The organism is Stutzerimonas stutzeri, assembly GCF_051028275.1.
GTDB lineage: Bacteria > Pseudomonadota > Gammaproteobacteria > Pseudomonadales > Pseudomonadaceae > Stutzerimonas > Stutzerimonas stutzeri_AS.
Map to the genome: position 1 here is coordinate 1,355,896 of NZ_CP069269.1, position 13,858 is coordinate 1,369,753.

A 13,858-nucleotide genomic window follows, 5' to 3' on the forward strand; every position below is an offset into this window, starting at 1 on the left:
GAGTGACCATGAAAGTTCTCTTCGTCGCCGCCGATCCCAAGCCTGAGCGCTGGACCAGCCTGATCCGACAGCACCTGCCACAGGCCGAGATTCAGGTCTGGCAGCCGGACAATCCGAGTTACGGTGCTGATTACGCTATCGTCTGGCATCCGCCCGCGGCCTTGTTCGATCAGGAGCCGCAGCTGAAGGCGGTGTTCAATCTCGGCGCCGGAGTAGATGCGCTGGTGCTAATGCCGAACCTGCCGCGCCAAACCCCAATCGTTCGCTTGGAAGATGCCGGAATGGCCGTGCAGATGGCCGAATACGTCGTTTATCACGTGATCGCGATCAGTCGCGACATGGACGCCTACCGTGAGCAGCAGGCTCAGGGGCAATGGAAGTTGCGGCGGCCTATCGAGCGCAGCGAGTGGCCGATCGGCGTGCTCGGGCTTGGGCATATCGGCCAGCGTGTCGCCATTACGTTGGCAGCGCTGGAGTACCCGGTCATGGGGTGGTCGCGCTCCGGGCACAGCATCCAAGGCGTGCGCAGTTTTGCCGGCGAGGCTGCACTGGACGATTTTCTGAGTGAAACGCGCGTGCTGGTCAACACGCTGCCGCTGACCGACAGTACGCGCGATCTGATCGACTACTCGCTGCTCTCGCGGCTTAGGCCTGATGCAGTGGTTATCAATGTCGGTCGCGGTGAGCATCTGGTCGACAACGATCTCTGCCGCGCCATCGACGAGGGCAAGGTGACCCGCGCAGTGCTCGACGTGTTCCGCGAAGAGCCGCTGCCGTCTTCGCATCCGTTCTGGCAGATGCCGCAAGTCACCATCACACCCCATGTCTCGGCGCGAACCCTGCGCGAAGCGACCATTGCCCAGATCGCGGAAAAGATCGTTGCGCTGGAAGAGGGGCGACCCGTCAGCGGCGTGATTGATATCCAGCGCGGATACTGAGCAGCTTCGGAGCGAGTCGAAGTCCCATTCGGCCGAATCGGCGAGGCGAGGCGATGCGGCGCCAGCCGCCAGGCGGTGCTGGCGCCGTTGAGCGACTTTTAGTCAGCGGCTCCGTGCTCCGCCAGGTAGCGATCGCGAAGTTCGCGCTTGAGCACCTTGCCGATGGCGCTGCGGGGCAATTCGTCCGTCAGCTTCAGCCGCGCCAAACGCTGCGTCTTGCCGACGCGGCTATTGAACCAGTCCAGCAGCGTGTCGGACGCCTCCGGGTGGCCCTTCCCGAGTACCACGAAGGCCACCGGCGTTTCGCCCCAGCGCGTTGATGGCACGCCCACTACGGCCACGTCGGCGATGGCCGGATGTTCGCGCAGGATGGCTTCGAGATCGCTTGGATAAAGATTGAAACCGCCGGAAATGATCATGTCTTTCTTGCGGTCGACCAGCGTCAGGAAGCCATCCGCATCGAAGCGACCAATGTCGCCGGTACGAATGAATCGCTTGCCGGCGGGGTCGAACCATTCGGCTTCGGCGGTTTTGTCCGGCTTGTTCAGGTAGCCGGTCATCATGGCCGGAGAGTGCCCTACGATCTCGCCGATCGCACCTTCGGGCAGTTCGTTGCCCTCGTCGTCGATGATGCGAATATCGTGGCCCTCGGCTGGCCGACCTACGGTGTGGAGCTTGTCTGGGTGCTCGTGCGCCGCGAGGATGCAGGTGCCGCCGCCTTCGGTCATTCCATAGGTATCGATCAGCCCGCCTGGCCAGCGCGCCAGTACATCGGCTTTCAACGCCGCCCCGAACGGCGCACTGGTGCACATTTTGTAGCGGAAACGGCTGAGGTCGTATTGCTCGAAATCCTCACGTGCCATGAGCCGCTGATATTGCACGGGCACCAGCATCGTATGAGTCACCTCATGCCGCTCGGCCAGGTGCAGGTACTCGCCAGCGTCGAATTTGCTCATCAGCACGACACTGCTGCCCATGGCGAGCGTCGGAAGAAAGGCAACGAGCGTGGTGTTCGAGTACAGCGGTGTGGAGATGAGCGTGGTGGCGTTATCCCCATATCCATAGGCGGCGCTGCGACGTACATGGGCCCAACGCATGGCGTGCGATTGCACGATGCCCTTGGGCTCGCCGGTAGTTCCGGAGGAATAGATGATGTTGAACGCCCAGCCTGGCTGGATCGCCACCGGCTCCGGCGCTGCGTCGCTCAGCCATGCTGACAGGCCCTGCTCTGTCGGCAGGTCCAGGCGCAGGACCGGACAGGGCACCCATGTTGCGACCGATGCCAGATGCTCAGCCGCATTCGCATCGACAAACAACAGGCGGGGCGCGGCGTCAGCGAGCATGGTCAGCAGGCTTTCGGGGCTGGCCGATGGAGCCAGCGGCGCCACAGCGACGCCGGCGCGCAATGCGCCAAGAAACACAACGGCATATTCGATCGCGTTGTATGCGCAGATGGCCAACACGTCGCCAGGCTGGATGCCGTCGCGCTGCAGTGCCGCAGCAACGCGGCTCATCACGCCATCGAGCTCGGCGTAGCTTAGGCGACGCTCGTCCTGGATCAGCGCCGCTTGATCCGGTCGCTGGCTGGCCCAATAGGCGATGAGATCGGGAATCGCGGCGAAGGGGCTGTTCAGATCGAAGGCGTCGAGGCGGGCAGTTGGAGCCATGTCTGTCTGGTCCTTTGGAAATTAAGAGCACGCGCAGGCAAAGGCATGCCCGCATAGCGGATCGGTCAACCATCTGTTGTTAATCCAGTGGCGGGAAGTGCTATTCGTCGTGGCAATGGCAGACAATCAGTGCGCGCCGCGGTTGCTGGGCGTCACATGGCCAGTCTGCACGGACGAAAAGGCCGCCGGGCTTAGGTCGCGCAAGGGGCTTAGCGTTACGAGCCCGATTTGAGACAATGCCGGCTCTTTGATCAGGCGAACCAGGTCCATGTCCGAACGCAATCCCATTCCGCTGATTCTCACTGCTATCGGCAGCGTCTTCGCCACTGTCGCGGTGCTTACCTATTATGGCTACGTGCACTTCGCCAAGCCGGAGGACGCCCTGTTGCTGGCCGATTACACGATGCTCAAAACCATTCCCGGCGAAAACTATAGGGTCTCGCTCAAGCCCGCGCCTCAGGTCGCTGAGTGTATCGATGGTGTGTTGGTGCTCTTCGATACGGAGCAGAAGGGGCTTACGGGCGTATTGGTCGACGACCGTAAACGCGCCATTCGCTGTATGGGTCAGCAGGTGCCAGCGCAGAGCACGCCTGACAACTGAGCCAGACACGCCGCTGGCCGGATGCACTTGCGCTTCGGATATGAAAAAGCCCGCCATAACCGGCGGGCTTCGATGCTAATGGCGCGTTTACGTCGTTACTGCTCCATCGATGAACGCGGTGCTACACGCTGATTGTCGTTGGAGATGGTGACCTCAACGCGACGATTCATCGCCCGGCTGGCAGGTGAATCGTTGCTCGCCACCGGAAAGGCTTCACCGTAACCAACCGTCTGGATTCGATCGATTTCCACACCGGAGCTGACTAGCGCACGACGTACCGCTTCAGCGCGACGCTCGGATAGTTGCTGGTTGTACGATTCGGAGCCGGTGCTGTCGGTATAGCCTTCGACCATGACCTTGCGCTCTGGGTTTTCCTTGAGGAAATCTGCAAGCTTGCCCACGTCGCGCTGACCGGCCGGTTTGAGCTCAGCCTTGTTCAGGTCGAACAGCACGTCGCCAAAGGTGACCAAGGTGCCGCGCTCGGTTTGCTTGGCCTGCAAATCCTGCTGCAACTGACGGATCTCGTCCTGCTGACGCTTGAGCATCGCTTCTCGCGACTCCAGTCGGGCTTGGGCGCGTTGCGTTGAAGCCTGCTCGATCTGCTGCTCGGCCTGGCGCAGTTCAATGGTCTGCTCGGCCAGGTCGATACGACGGTTGGTCAGGTACGCCAGCTGGTCGACGCGCTCTTTATCGGCGTCGTTGAGGTACGCCGCGTTGGCTTTATCCAGTTGCTTGGACGCATCCTGAGTCTCAAGAGCAGCATACTTTTGCGAGAGCGGGTTGCTTTGCAGCTGCGAGAACTCGGCACGTGCCGTTTCCAGATTCTGGTTTGGCTGCGATGAGCAGGCAGCAAGACCGATGCTCATGGCGATCGCTGTGGGTAGGGCTACTAGCTTATGCATGTCGATTCATCCTTTGCTAAAGGGAGTGCGGAAGGGAAGGAAGGTTTATCGCTGCTGCAGGCCGCGCATGCTTTCTTCACGCAGTTCCTGAATACCCTTCTGAGCGTCTTCTACGGCTTTCTGAGCCTTGGCGGCCTGGGCCTTGCGCTCTGCAACTCGAGCATCCCACTCTGCCTGTTCGGCGAGCTTGCGGGCTTCGTCAAAGTTTTCTTTCTGCATTGCGAGCTCGGCCTGCTTCCACTTCTCCTGGGCTGCACGCATGTCGACCGGAGCATACTGGGTGGCCCCGGCGCTCATCGCGCTACGCACGGCCGATTCGGTTACAGCGAACTGCTCGTTCGGTGGATTGCCGGCACAACCAACCAGCAGTAGGCCCCCGAGTGCAACGGCTGCCAGCTTGGGTAGCTGGAATCGCGATTGGGGGCTTTCGATGGTGTTCATTTTCATGGCCAGTCTCCATTGGGATATCGAATGGGATATCGAAAACAGCGCCCGTTACGCTGCGTCTGATCTCGTTTGAGAGGCAGCAATTAATGCGGGCTTGTTTTTGTGAGGCCTGCTGGGCGCAAACGTTCCAGTAAAAAACAAACGCAACGATTGGAGGCGGCGGCGTAGAGCCGTTGGATAGGCGCAAGGCCACAATACACGCACCACTTCGGCACGTTCATGTGGCCCTGATACGCGTTACAGATTCGTCAGGATTGTGGTGCCCGCTCGGCGAGCAGTCGGTCAAGATGCTTGCGCGACAGTGCCAAGAAGCGAGGGGTAGGCCCGACGTCTTCATAGATGGGGTCGCCTTGCTCGTCCGTTGCAATGACCTTGGATCCCTGCTCATAGGGAAGGCTGGTTTCGATTCCTTCGAGGGCGGCGCCAACCAACTCTCCCAGCAGCTCTTCGGTACTGCGTTTGGGGTACATCTCGGCGAGGGCCGCCAGCCTGGCCGCGCTTTCGACGTCCAGGGGAATGGTGTACTGCGCAGCGCTCATACGGCCTTTGGCACTGTTTTCCCATTCACGGACCAGTTCTGAAAGTTTCATCTTGCTCCATCCTTAGCCCGCATGGGCGAGCGATAGTGGCGGGTGATGCGAGCAGCATCGACAGGCTTGTTCGGCTACGCCTTGTCATCGTCATAGACGCTGTGCACTCTGTTTGGACGGTTCATACAGCGTTGCCGTTCAGCACGAGGTGCACATCGTTTGCGAGCTGCCCGTGCGCGGCCTGTGGAGAGAGGCGAACATGGCGAAAATCGACGCGCGACTGCGAGAAAATGTTCATCTGCTTGGCGAACTGCTGGGCAGGGCGATTCGCGAACAACACGGCGAAGCCTTCTTCGACAAGATTGAGCGCATCCGCAAGGGCGCCAAGGGCGCACGCCGCGGTTCTGCTGATGGAGCACGGCTGTTACAGGAGACTCTGGATGGGCTTGGCGATGACGAGCTCCTGCCCATGACGCGCGCCTTCAGCCAGTTTCTCAATCTGGCCAACATCGCCGAGCAGTATCACCAGGTGCGCAGGCGGCGGCCTGGCGAACCGGCCCCGTCCGAAGCTGGTGCGCTGGGTGGGCTGCTCGAGCGGCTGAAAAGCGAAGGCTTTGGTCAGGACTTTCTGGCGAGCCAGGTGGCCCGCCTGGACATTGAACTGGTACTGACCGCGCACCCCACCGAAGTATCACGACGCACCCTGATCCAGAAATACGATGCCATCGCTGCGCAGTTGGCGGCGCGGGATCACACCGACCTGGGTCAGGGGGAGCTGGCCAGGATCGAACTGCGTCTGCAGCGCCTGATTGCCGAGGCCTGGCACACCGAAGAAATCCGTCGCAGCCGGCCGACACCGATAGAAGAGGCGAAATGGGGCTTCGCCGTCATCGAAAACTCGCTGTGGCAGGCATTGCCCAATGTGCTGCGCCAGACTGACCAGGCGTTGCAACGCAGCACCGGTCTTCCCCTCCCGCTGGACGCTGCGCCGATCCGGTTTGCCTCCTGGATGGGCGGTGACCGAGACGGCAACCCCAATGTGACGGCCAATGTCACCCGTGAAGTGCTGCTGCTGGCGCGTGGTGTCGCGGCGGATCTGTTTCTGCGCGATATGGAAGGGCTCATCGCAGCGCTGTCGATGCAGAACGCCAGCGCTGAACTGTTAAATCGCAGCGGGCAGTCGGCAGAGCCATACCGGGCCTTGCTCAAGACCCTACGCAATCGGCTACTGGCCACGCGCGAGTGGGCGAACGCGGCAATCGAGCATGACCTACCTGCTCCGCCGGAAGTCCTGCAGGACAATCAGGATTTGTGCGAGCCGTTGGAGCTCTGTTACCACTCGCTACACGCCTGTGGCATGGGAATGATTGCGGACGGTGACTTGCTCGACACCATGCGTCGCGCTGCGAGCTTTGGACTGTTTCTGGTGCGCCTGGATGTCCGCCAGGACTCGTCCCGGCATGTCGCCGCGCTGGCTGAGATCACCGACTACCTGGGTATCGGTCATTACGATCAGTGGGACGAGCAGCAGCGTCTGGACTTCCTGCAATCCGAGCTGAACAACCGCCGGCCCTTGCTACCCCCAACCTTTCAAGCATCGGCCGACACCGCGGAGGTGCTGGAAACCTGTCGCGTGGTGGCCCAGGCGCCCGGTGCGTCGCTCGGGTCCTACGTCATCTCCATGGCCAGGGGCGCCTCGGATGTCTTGGCGGTACAGCTGTTGCTCAAGGAGGCCGGTCTGCAACGCCCGATGCGTGTCGTGCCGCTGTTCGAGACGCTCGCCGACCTGGACAATGCCGGCCCGACCATCGACAAGCTGCTCGGCTTGCCTGGCTATCGTCAGCGTTTGCACGGCCCGCAGGAAGTGATGATCGGCTACTCGGATTCGGCCAAGGACGCCGGGACCACCGCGGCGGCCTGGGCTCAATACCGTGCGCAGGAAAGCCTGGTCGAGATCTGTCGCGCGCATCAGGTCGAGCTGCTGTTGTTTCATGGGCGTGGCGGTACAGTCGGGCGGGGCGGCGGTCCGGCTCACGCAGCCATACTTTCGCAGCCACCCGGATCAGTCGCGGGGCGTTTCCGTACCACCGAGCAGGGCGAGATGATCCGGTTCAAGTTCGGCTTGCCGGATATCGCCGAGCAGAACCTCAGCCTCTATCTGGCAGCCGTGCTTGAAGCGACCCTGCTGCCGCCGCCCATGCCCGAGCCGGACTGGCGCGAAACCATGGAGCAGCTTGCTGCGGAGGGCGTTTCAACCTACCGCAGCGTGGTGCGCGATCATCCTCAGTTCGTCCAGTATTTCCGTCAGGCCACGCCTGAACAGGAGCTTGGGCGCCTGCCGCTGGGCAGCCGCCCAGCGAAGCGACGCGAGGGCGGTGTCGAAAGCTTGCGGGCGATTCCCTGGATTTTCGCCTGGACCCAGACGCGGCTGATGCTGCCCGCCTGGCTGGGATGGGAACAGGCGCTGCGGACCGCGCTGGAGCGTGGCGAAGGTGAACGCCTGAAGCGGATGCGGCAGCGGTGGCCGTTTTTCACGACCCGTATCGACATGCTGGAGATGGTCCTGGCCAAGGCTGACGCGGAAATAGCCGAACGCTACGACACGCGTCTGGTCACTGCAGAGCTGCAGCCGCTGGGGCATGATTTGCGTGACAGATTGTCGCAGGCGGTAACGGCGGTGCTTGAGTTGACCGGGCAGTCAGAGCTCCTGGCGCATAGCCCTACGACACTGGAGGCGTTCGGTCTGCGCAACACTTACCTCGATCCGCTGCATCTGATGCAGACCGAACTGCTTGCCCGTTCCCGGCAACAGCAGAGCCCGGCGGCAAGCCCTCTGGAGCAAGCCTTGCTGGTCAGCGTTGCAGGAATTGCCGCGGGCCTGCGAAACACCGGTTGACCCGTTTCGGACCTGCTCATGATGCGTCTTGCATCCGTCGTCATGAGCGGCTGACGGCATTTTCTCGTCACAGCATGCGGCGCCGGGTTGTCCTACCGCGCCGCCTTGGGCGCCGCTTGTCTGCGTTCTGTGCGCTGTGTATCGTGTTCAACCTTTTGTCGCATGGCGGCAAACCAGATTTTTTGATTCGCCAGAGGTGAGGGTGCATTGCATCGATCCTGGCGGCATCTCTTTGCAAACTTGAGGACTCACTCCATGCGCGTAATTCTGCTGGGAGCGCCGGGTGCCGGGAAAGGCACGCAGGCACGCTTCATCACTGAGAAGTTTGCCGTCCCGCAAATCTCCACGGGCGACATGTTGCGTGCAGCGGTCAAGGCTGGCACGCCACTGGGCCTGCAGGTCAAGGACGTGATGGATAGCGGCGGTCTGGTTTCCGACGAGATCATCATCGCGCTGATTCAGGAGCGTCTGCAGCAGCCTGATTGCGCCAATGGTTTCCTGTTCGACGGCTTCCCGCGCACCATTCCGCAGGCCGAGGCGCTGCGTGATGCTGGCGTAAAGCTGGACCACGTACTGGAAATCGCCGTGGATGACGAAGAGATCGTTGGCCGCCTGTCTGGCCGCCGCGTGCACCCGGCATCGGGCCGTGTCTACCACACCGAGCACAATCCGCCGAAAGTGGCTGGCTTCGATGACCTGACTGGCGAAGAGTTGATTCAGCGCAAGGACGATCTGGAAGAAACCATCCGCCATCGTCTTAGCCTCTATCATTCGCAGACCAAACCGCTGGTCGCGTTCTACCAGAATCTCGAGGCGGCCGAAGGCACGCCGAAGTGCAGTCGTGTCGAAGGCGTTGGCTCTGTGGAAGACATCACCGCTAAGGTACTGGCAGCGCTCAGCTGATAGTGCCCGGTCCCCCGACGGCCCGCTTGCGGGCCGTTTTTCGTTTCAAAGCTCTTTCGGGTTATGGCGTGGTTCGATATTCATCGGGCGCAAACGCAACTGCTACAATCGCCGCCCTTTTTCCTGCTGACCGGAACATCTGATGACCACGCTGTTGGCCCTGGATACCGCCACCGAAGCCTGCTCCGTCGCGCTGCTGCATGACAGCCGCGTGCTGAGCCACTACGAGGTCATTCCGCGGCTGCACGCCCAGCGTCTCCTGCCAATGATCCAGACGCTGCTCAGCGAAGCGGGCATTGCCCTGTCGGCCGTCGATGCGCTGGCCTTTGGCCGCGGGCCTGGCGCTTTCACGGGCGTACGGATCGCCGTTGGCGTTGTACAGGGCCTGGCGTTCGCGCTGGAGCGTCCGGTGCTGCCGGTGTCGACCCTGGCCACCATTGCCCAGCGCGCTTATCGCGATCGAGGGGCCGAGCAGGTTGCAGTGGCGATAGACGCTCGCATGGACGAGGTCTACTGGGGCTGCTATCGCGTGCAGCAAGGCGAAATGCAACTGGCTGGCAGTGAAGCGGTGTTGCCGCCCGAACAGGTATCGCTTCCTCGTGGAAGCGAAGGGCAATGGTTCGGCGCGGGTACCGGCTGGGGTTATGGCTCGCGCCTCGCGGTTCAGCCGTCAGCCATGGACGCCACCCTGCTGCCGCACGCTGAGGATCTACTGTCGCTGGCCGGCTTTGCCTGGCAGCGGGGCGAAGCGGTGGAAGCAGATCAGGCTCAGCCAATCTATCTGCGTGACACCGTCGCCACACCCAAGGTCGCGCGCTGACGAGCGGCATTGCCAATTGTCGGGCGGCTCGCTAGAGTCGGCGCACTTGAACAGGTGAATGATGCGCCTAAACGGTTTCGTCCCCTCTGCCTATCCCATCGATCGTCCTGCCCAGCCTGGCAGTGCGCCGGTCCCCTATCGCGAAAGTGAAAGAGCAGCGCAGCAGGCGCGCGAATCCATCGTCACGTCGGCTACCCAAGCCGATTCCACCTACGAGCACCTGTCCCGACGCAGCAAAAGCGAATCGACCGACTATGGCTCGGTGATTTCCGGTGATTTCATGCCGGCGCGCTTCGAAGCCATGATGGAGCGGCCGCTGAACAGCCGTGCGGTGCAGGCTCTCCAAAGCTACGGCACCACGGCCAGCTTCAGTGCCGACCTGGACGCTCAGGAAGTGCTCGGCCTTGATCTCTACGCTTGAGGCGTAGTGAACCGCGCGTGACGCTTCCCTATTTTCTCGGTTGCCCTTCCTGGAACGATGCCGCATGGCGCGGCTCGTTGTATTCACCAAGCTTGCCGGCGAGCAACTACCTCGCTCATTACTGCTCGGTGTTCAATACGGTCGAGGGCAACACCACCCTTTACGCCTGGCCTTCGGTGCAGAAGATCGAGCGTTGGGCCGCGCAGATGCCAGAAGACTTTCGCTTTTGCGCCAAATTGCCCCGGGAGATCAGTCACGCGCCGGATTTCGGTGAGGTCGGGAATCTGATCCTGTCGTTCCGCTCATTGGTGGCTCCGCTTGGCGCGCGGGTGACGCCGTTCTGGTTGCAACTGCCCGCGTCCTTTGGTCCCGCTCGATTGGAAGAGTTGGCGCAGCTGATCGAGACGCTTGATCGACCGCTTGCCGTGGAAGTACGCCATGCCGCGTTTTTCGCCAGAGGTGAGGAGGAGCGGGCATTGAACAGGATGCTCCATGAGCGAGGCGTCGAGCGGATCTGCATGGACACCCGGGCGCTGTTCAGCTGCCAGTCCAGCGACCCAGCGCTGAGGCATGCTCAGAGCAAAAAACCGCGGTTGCCGGTACGGCCGGCGGCTTTCAGTGAGTCTCCACAGCTCCGCTTCGTCGGGCATCCAGAGCTCAAAGCGAATGATCCGTTCATGGCGCCGTGGCTGGATAAGGTTGCGGAGTGGATCGAGGCAGGCAAGCGTCCGCATGTGTATCTGCATACACCCGACAATCAGTTGGCACCAGAGCTCGCCATGCGCTTCCATGAACAGCTCAGCGCGCGGCTACCCGGCTTGCCGCCATTGGCCATGACGCCCATGCAAACCGAGGCGCAGCTCTCACTGCTTGGCATAGCTGGCGAGCGCTGACTGACCTTCTGCAAGCGAGACACTGCAACCTTCATGCGTCGGTGCTGCCCAAACGCCTATGACATTTGGCCGTTTGTTCCTGTTGCTGCTCGTCGCACTGGCTGGGTTCGCCTACGCGGTGTGGCGTGGGCACGTCGATGTTCCGGCGAAGTGGAATCCCTGGGCACCACTGGACATCCGTGAAGCGCCGAATCTGCTGACCGCATTCAAGGTAAAGCGTTTGCAGCAAGACCGAGCACTCTGCGAGCAGGCCCTGCAAACATCCGACCTGAACTATGTCGCCGTGCCTGACAGCACGCCGCAGCCTGGGTGTCCGGTGGAAAATGCAGTACGCGTAAGCGGGTCTACAGTGCGGTTCAATGGCGCGTTTCTGGCGACCTGTCCGCTGGCTGCGGCCTATGCAATGTTCGAACGGCACGGTCTTCAGCCTGCGGCCCAGCGGATATTTGGCCAGCCAGTGGTTCGGGTCGATCACTTCGGGAGCTTTGCCTGTCGCAACATTGCGCGGAGCAACAGGCGCAGCCAACACGCCTCGGCCAATGCGTTGGACCTGGCCGGCTTCAGGCTGGATGACGGCACGCGAATCACCGTTGCGCGCGACTGGAAGGGCGATGACGACAAGGCGCGCTTCCTTCGCGAAGTAAAGGCGGCAGCCTGCGATGCCTTCAAGATCACCCTGAGCCCTGAATACAACGCGGCTCATCATGATCATTTCCATGTGGATATGGGCGGTTTCGGTTTGTGCCGCTGAGGCAGTGCGATGCCGTGTCTGGCAGAATGCGGCGTTTTTTCCGACCTGAGTTAGCCCTATGACCGCCTTGTCCCCATTGGTCCGCGTCGAAGCCCTCGCACCGCACTTTGTCGACCAGGCTGAGGCTTGGGCGCAGCGGCTGGGCTTGCCGACACAAGCGGACGAGGCGGAGTTCGCCCTGCAGCTGGGAGAGAATGGCTTGCAGCTGCAGCTGCTCGGTCCGCAGGCACCCGGGCCGGTGCGGGTGGACTTTGTTGAAGGCGGCGCCGCGCATCGCCGGCAGTTCGGGGGCGGGAGCGGGCAAATGATCGCCAAGGCGGTTGGCATCCAGCCCGGTATTCGTCCCAGCGTGCTGGACGCGACGGCTGGCCTGGGGCGCGATGCGTTTGTACTGGCGACCTTGGGTTGCGAAATGGTGCTGTTTGAGCGCCAACCGCTGATTGCCGCGCTTCTGGAAGACGGGCTGAAACGGGGCCGCGATGACCTCGAGGTGCGCTGTATCGTCGAGCGCATGCGTTTGCGGCAGGGCAATGCCATCGAGCTCATGGGGCAATGGCAAGAGGAGCCTCCTCAGGTCATATATCTCGATCCGATGTTTCCCCATCGGGAGAAGAGCGCACTGGTCAAAAAGGAGATGCGCCTGTTCCGGCCTTTTGTTGGTGACGACCTGGACGCCGCCGCCTTGCTCGAACAGGCGTTGGCGCTGGCCAGCCACCGAGTGGTGGTGAAACGGCCTCGCAAGGCGCCGACCATCGACGGCTCCAGTCCGGGCTACAGCCTGGAGGGCAAGTCCAGCCGCTACGATATCTACCCGAAGAAAAAACTCGCCGCCACGTCCTGATTCCGTCCCGCATCGGCCTGGCCTTTACGGTCGATCACACAAGCGAAACGGGCTGCCCTGGTCTTGCTTAATCGGCGTAATGGTGGCATTTCTAGATCAGGCCGTTTGTGCTGAACGGTGGTTACCCTGTCGCATAGAAGGAATAAGCGTATGCAGATTCAAGTTCATAGCGATAACCACATCGAAGGAAGTGCCCGTCTGGTTGATTGGGTCAGTTCCAGTGTTGCTGACAAGCTGGATCGGTTTGACGACGAAGTGACCCGCGTCGTGGTGCACCTCAACGACGAAAATGGCGTCAAGGCCGGCGCCCATGACAAGCGTTGCCAGATCGAGGCCCGCCCCAAGGGCCGTCAACCCGTTTCCGTCACGCACAAGGCGGCATCGCTTGAATTCGCCGTCGACGGTGCGATCGACAAGCTCAACAACGCGCTGAGTCATCAGTTCGGCAAGCTGCGCAGCAAGCGCGCCTCAGCTCCGGTGCCGCTGGAAGGCGAGACCCTGGAAGTGGAAGGCCGTGACGCCATACTGGAAGAAGACTTCCTCGCCGACGAGCAGCTGCGTACCTCCTGATATCCCTCTCTACCGCAACTGGCAGGCATCCTCGCGATGCCTGCCTTCGTTACACCTCCTGTAACACCCTTCGAGCAAAAAACCTCTTCGATACGACGGCCGGACCTATGGCTGGCGGCGGCTGTGCTATACCCAAATGAATGACCGCAACAGGGGCATAGCGCGCTCGATGCGGCAGAGTTCGACTACACCAGAGGGGGAATCATCAGGCGCGTGGACAAGACCATTGACGGACCCGTGCCAACAGCAAGCGAGGTGACACCATGACCATGATGCAATGTGAATATCGCGATCACGTCATCACCGCAGAGGTGATGGAACATCCCGGCACGCCGACACCGTGGGCAGGCGGTTGCCGTGTCAGCAATCCCAAAGGGCAGACCACTCGGCGCATGGCGCTTCCCGTTGGGCATGCCTTCATGGCTGAACTGGAACAGGCGCAGCGGGCCTCCATCGCCCACGGCAAGTGGCTAGTCGATCAGTGCCTCGATGAAGGCAGGCAGCTGTTCGACAAAGCGGCGTAACCTTTCCTCAGCCTGTCGCAGCCTAGTGGTTGCGGCGGGCGTTTTCGCCCGGCTCGTCTCCTGCAGCTTTGCTGCATGGGAGTAATCAGCGCCTGTTCGGTTGAACTGTGCGGTGGGCCATCGCCTCTATGTAGAACAACGAATCGCCAGCGAG

15 protein-coding genes are annotated in these 13,858 nt (G+C 61.6%); 11 read left to right on the plus strand and 4 right to left on the minus strand.

Translation table 11 applies throughout. The features are described 5' to 3' along the window. Positions 1-8 precede the first annotated feature (8 nt). Complete coding sequence (locus tag JQR87_RS06250) at positions 9-938, plus strand: 2-hydroxyacid dehydrogenase (protein WP_407291606.1); 930 nt, start codon at positions 9-11, stop codon at positions 936-938. 98 nt (positions 939-1,036) lie between these two features. On the opposite strand, the gene JQR87_RS06255 is transcribed toward JQR87_RS06250, so the two are convergent. Further along, positions 1,037-2,605, minus strand: coding sequence for a class I adenylate-forming enzyme family protein (locus JQR87_RS06255; protein WP_407291605.1), 1,569 nt, complete (start codon positions 2,603-2,605; stop codon positions 1,037-1,039). A gap of 268 nt (positions 2,606-2,873) precedes the next feature. Between JQR87_RS06255 and JQR87_RS06260 the strand changes: the two genes are divergently transcribed. Further along, a complete protein-coding gene (locus JQR87_RS06260; RefSeq protein WP_407291603.1) occupies positions 2,874-3,206 on the plus strand; it encodes a hypothetical protein in 333 nt (110 codons plus the stop codon). Between the two features lie 95 nt (positions 3,207-3,301). Here the strand turns inward: JQR87_RS06260 and JQR87_RS06265 are convergent, their stop codons facing one another. From JQR87_RS06265 to JQR87_RS06275, 3 genes are all read right to left on the minus strand, one after another. Beyond that, on the minus strand, positions 3,302-4,108 hold the full coding sequence (locus JQR87_RS06265; RefSeq protein ID WP_407291601.1) for an OmpA family protein: 807 nt from the start codon (positions 4,106-4,108) through the stop codon (positions 3,302-3,304). Positions 4,109-4,153: 45 nt separating this feature from the next. Further along, the gene (locus JQR87_RS06270; protein WP_407291599.1) at positions 4,154-4,555 is read right to left on the minus strand and encodes a DUF4398 domain-containing protein; all 402 of its coding nucleotides are present in this window, start codon (positions 4,553-4,555) and stop codon (positions 4,154-4,156) included. A 248-nt stretch (positions 4,556-4,803) separates the two neighbouring features. Next, positions 4,804-5,145: a pilin assembly protein gene (locus JQR87_RS06275; protein WP_407291597.1), complete on the minus strand. Its 342-nt coding sequence runs from the start codon at positions 5,143-5,145 to the stop codon at positions 4,804-4,806. A gap of 199 nt (positions 5,146-5,344) precedes the next feature. Between JQR87_RS06275 and ppc the strand changes: the two genes are divergently transcribed. From ppc to JQR87_RS06320, 9 genes are all read left to right on the plus strand, one after another. Beyond that, the gene (gene ppc / locus JQR87_RS06280; RefSeq protein ID WP_407291596.1) at positions 5,345-7,981 is read left to right on the plus strand and encodes a phosphoenolpyruvate carboxylase; all 2,637 of its coding nucleotides are present in this window, start codon (positions 5,345-5,347) and stop codon (positions 7,979-7,981) included. A gap of 255 nt (positions 7,982-8,236) precedes the next feature. Continuing rightward, entirely contained in the window at positions 8,237-8,884 is a 648-nt protein-coding gene (adk, locus tag JQR87_RS06285) for an adenylate kinase (protein WP_407291595.1), read from the plus strand. A gap of 142 nt (positions 8,885-9,026) precedes the next feature. Continuing rightward, positions 9,027-9,704, plus strand: coding sequence for a tRNA (adenosine(37)-N6)-threonylcarbamoyltransferase complex dimerization subunit type 1 TsaB (gene tsaB, locus JQR87_RS06290; RefSeq protein ID WP_407291593.1), 678 nt, complete (start codon positions 9,027-9,029; stop codon positions 9,702-9,704). Positions 9,705-9,762: 58 nt separating this feature from the next. Beyond that, positions 9,763-10,125 carry a hypothetical protein gene (locus tag JQR87_RS06295; RefSeq protein ID WP_407291592.1) on the plus strand — a complete coding sequence of 121 codons (363 nt, stop codon included), beginning with the start codon at positions 9,763-9,765 and terminating at the stop codon, positions 10,123-10,125. A gap of 17 nt (positions 10,126-10,142) precedes the next feature. Continuing rightward, on the plus strand, positions 10,143-11,018 hold the full coding sequence (locus tag JQR87_RS06300) for a DUF72 domain-containing protein (RefSeq protein WP_407291590.1): 876 nt from the start codon (positions 10,143-10,145) through the stop codon (positions 11,016-11,018). Between the two features lie 58 nt (positions 11,019-11,076). Beyond that, on the plus strand, positions 11,077-11,769 hold the full coding sequence (locus JQR87_RS06305) for an extensin-like domain-containing protein (RefSeq protein WP_407291588.1): 693 nt from the start codon (positions 11,077-11,079) through the stop codon (positions 11,767-11,769). A gap of 58 nt (positions 11,770-11,827) precedes the next feature. Then, positions 11,828-12,610, plus strand: coding sequence for a class I SAM-dependent methyltransferase (locus tag JQR87_RS06310; RefSeq protein ID WP_407291586.1), 783 nt, complete (start codon positions 11,828-11,830; stop codon positions 12,608-12,610). 150 nt (positions 12,611-12,760) lie between these two features. Beyond that, positions 12,761-13,180: an HPF/RaiA family ribosome-associated protein gene (locus JQR87_RS06315; protein ID WP_407291584.1), complete on the plus strand. Its 420-nt coding sequence runs from the start codon at positions 12,761-12,763 to the stop codon at positions 13,178-13,180. 263 nt (positions 13,181-13,443) lie between these two features. Next, positions 13,444-13,704, plus strand: a complete 261-nt coding sequence (locus JQR87_RS06320; protein WP_407291582.1) for a hypothetical protein — start codon at positions 13,444-13,446, stop codon at positions 13,702-13,704. Positions 13,705-13,858 lie beyond the last annotated feature (154 nt).

Coding starts and splice junctions, on each gene's coding strand:
- JQR87_RS06250 (WP_407291606.1), top strand. CDS start 9: ATGAAAGTTCTCTTCGTCGCCGCCGATCCCAAGCCTGAGCGCTGGACC.
- JQR87_RS06255 (WP_407291605.1), bottom strand. CDS start 2,605: ATGGCTCCAACTGCCCGCCTCGACGCCTTCGATCTGAACAGCCCCTTC.
- JQR87_RS06260 (WP_407291603.1), top strand. CDS start 2,874: ATGTCCGAACGCAATCCCATTCCGCTGATTCTCACTGCTATCGGCAGC.
- JQR87_RS06265 (WP_407291601.1), bottom strand. CDS start 4,108: ATGCATAAGCTAGTAGCCCTACCCACAGCGATCGCCATGAGCATCGGT.
- JQR87_RS06270 (WP_407291599.1), bottom strand. CDS start 4,555: ATGAAAATGAACACCATCGAAAGCCCCCAATCGCGATTCCAGCTACCC.
- JQR87_RS06275 (WP_407291597.1), bottom strand. CDS start 5,145: ATGAAACTTTCAGAACTGGTCCGTGAATGGGAAAACAGTGCCAAAGGC.
- ppc (WP_407291596.1), top strand. CDS start 5,345: ATGGCGAAAATCGACGCGCGACTGCGAGAAAATGTTCATCTGCTTGGC.
- adk (WP_407291595.1), top strand. CDS start 8,237: ATGCGCGTAATTCTGCTGGGAGCGCCGGGTGCCGGGAAAGGCACGCAG.
- tsaB (WP_407291593.1), top strand. CDS start 9,027: ATGACCACGCTGTTGGCCCTGGATACCGCCACCGAAGCCTGCTCCGTC.
- JQR87_RS06295 (WP_407291592.1), top strand. CDS start 9,763: ATGATGCGCCTAAACGGTTTCGTCCCCTCTGCCTATCCCATCGATCGT.
- JQR87_RS06305 (WP_407291588.1), top strand. CDS start 11,077: ATGACATTTGGCCGTTTGTTCCTGTTGCTGCTCGTCGCACTGGCTGGG.
- JQR87_RS06310 (WP_407291586.1), top strand. CDS start 11,828: ATGACCGCCTTGTCCCCATTGGTCCGCGTCGAAGCCCTCGCACCGCAC.
- JQR87_RS06315 (WP_407291584.1), top strand. CDS start 12,761: ATGCAGATTCAAGTTCATAGCGATAACCACATCGAAGGAAGTGCCCGT.
- JQR87_RS06320 (WP_407291582.1), top strand. CDS start 13,444: ATGACCATGATGCAATGTGAATATCGCGATCACGTCATCACCGCAGAG.